Raw genomic sequence first — 1663 nt, forward strand, 5'->3', positions numbered from 1 at the left:
GAGCTCGGCGCGGATTGCGCTGTCTTTGTCGAGCTGGCTCTGGGGAATGACGCTCAGGCGCCGAATGTCCGTCTCCAAAGGATTGTCCTGCACCGATAGGGCCAGGCCGAGCGCGAGGCTGCTGGCCAGTAGCAGGATGGCGCCGCTGCGTCGTGACAGTCGTGGCAGCCGTGGCTGAAGCGAGGTCAGCCAGGGGCGTTCCGGCAGCCGATAGCCAGCGGGCAGTAGCCTTGGCAAGAGGTAGCGCGATGTCAGTGCCGCGGTGGCCAGTCCAGCGGCAGCGAGGACGCCGAGCTGTGACAATCCTTGAAAGCTGGTCCAGGCCAGGGCCGCATAGCCCAGCACCGTGGTGGCCATGCCGAGCAGCAGGGTGCGCCAAACCGCCCGGCGGTCGGCTGGATCAGTACCGGCGGTATGCGCATAGACATGCACCGGGTAGTCGAGTGCGACGCCCAGCAGTGTGACACCCAGCGCCAGGGTGATGCCATGCACCGAGCCATACAGGAGCGATACCAGCAAGGCGCCCACGAGGATGCCGCTGGCCAGCGGCAGGATACCCAGTGCCACTAAGGCGGCAGAACGGAAGGCCAGGGCCAGGATGAGTGCAACGATGAGGCTGGCCGCGGTACTGAGCAGAAGGGTCTCGGTCTTGATCTGTTGCTCCGAGCTCACGGCGAAATAGCCCGGACCGGCTAGCTCTAGCCTCAACGCTGAATGCTCTGGAAGGCTGCCGAAGGCGTCTTCAACGGCGCTGATAGCGCGGCGTTGAGCAGCGATATCCGAGGCGTTGGCGCTGGAAAGCGCGACCAGTAACGCGCTTTGGCCATCAGGGCTAAACCAGACCCCGTGGCGGCGGCTCGGCCTCTGGTCCGGAGCCATTGAAAGGAGGATCTGGCGATAGCAGGCTGTGGGATCTTCGGGTAGGCGTTGTTTGTCGAGCATAGCCAGGCCCGAGGCAAGCTCATCGAGTCGCTGCTCGAGTGCAACTCGCAGCGTTGACGCGTTCAGCGCGTCGGCGCAATGCGCGGGCGGTCCGACGAGGTAGCGGTACTGGAAAAGGACAGGGTCTGTGACGGCCGCAACTGCAGTTAGGTCGCCATTGGCGATTCCGAGGAACACTTCCGCTTCTTCGCGCAGCCGCTCTGCCAGGGCTCGGCTGGCGTCCGCCAGTGCCTCGCTGTTTAGGGTCGTGTTGATAGCACTGATGCGCAGCAGCAGCGTGCGGGCAGCGACACCGCCGCGCACTTGGGAGAGCAAGACCTGATCTTGTTGCGAGACGCCACGGGGTAGAAACTGAGACAGGTCGGTGCTGGGTCGGAGGTTGAGTGCGCTCCAGACTCCCAACAGCACCAACGCGCCGAGCCAGGCTACAAGCAAGGTCCAGCGTCGAACTGAGCGGTTCATGGCTTAGTCGAGGTCAGCAGGCTCGCGGGCGAGTAGCCGCATGCGCAGCCTGCGCAGGTCACCGTCCGGCTCTTCCATCGTGATGATGCGAATGCTGGCGCCATCGCCGACCATGCTGATGCGACGGAACAGATGCGACAGGCCGCTGCGCCGGGGTTTGAGGTCTAGGGTCCAGTGCGCGTCGGCAGGGTGATAGTCGAGGCGGTAATCGGTGCGTAGTGCGGCGAGGTGACCGGCGAAGGTGGCTCGCAGTGCGCCG

At 64.7% G+C, this 1663-nt stretch carries 2 protein-coding genes; both read right to left on the reverse strand.

All coding sequences use genetic code 11. The features are described 5' to 3' along the window. A partial coding sequence (locus VBE63_RS28865; RefSeq protein ID WP_323686421.1) for an MMPL family transporter occupies positions 1–1404 on the reverse strand: 1404 nt, incomplete at its 3' end. Between the two features lie 3 nt (positions 1405–1407). After that, on the reverse strand, positions 1408–1663 hold a 256-nt coding region (locus tag VBE63_RS28870), incomplete at its 5' end, for a LolA-related protein (RefSeq protein ID WP_323686422.1).

Origin of the sequence: Lamprobacter sp. (assembly GCF_034860625.1) — a bacterium.
Lineage (GTDB): Bacteria > Pseudomonadota > Gammaproteobacteria > Chromatiales > Chromatiaceae > Lamprobacter.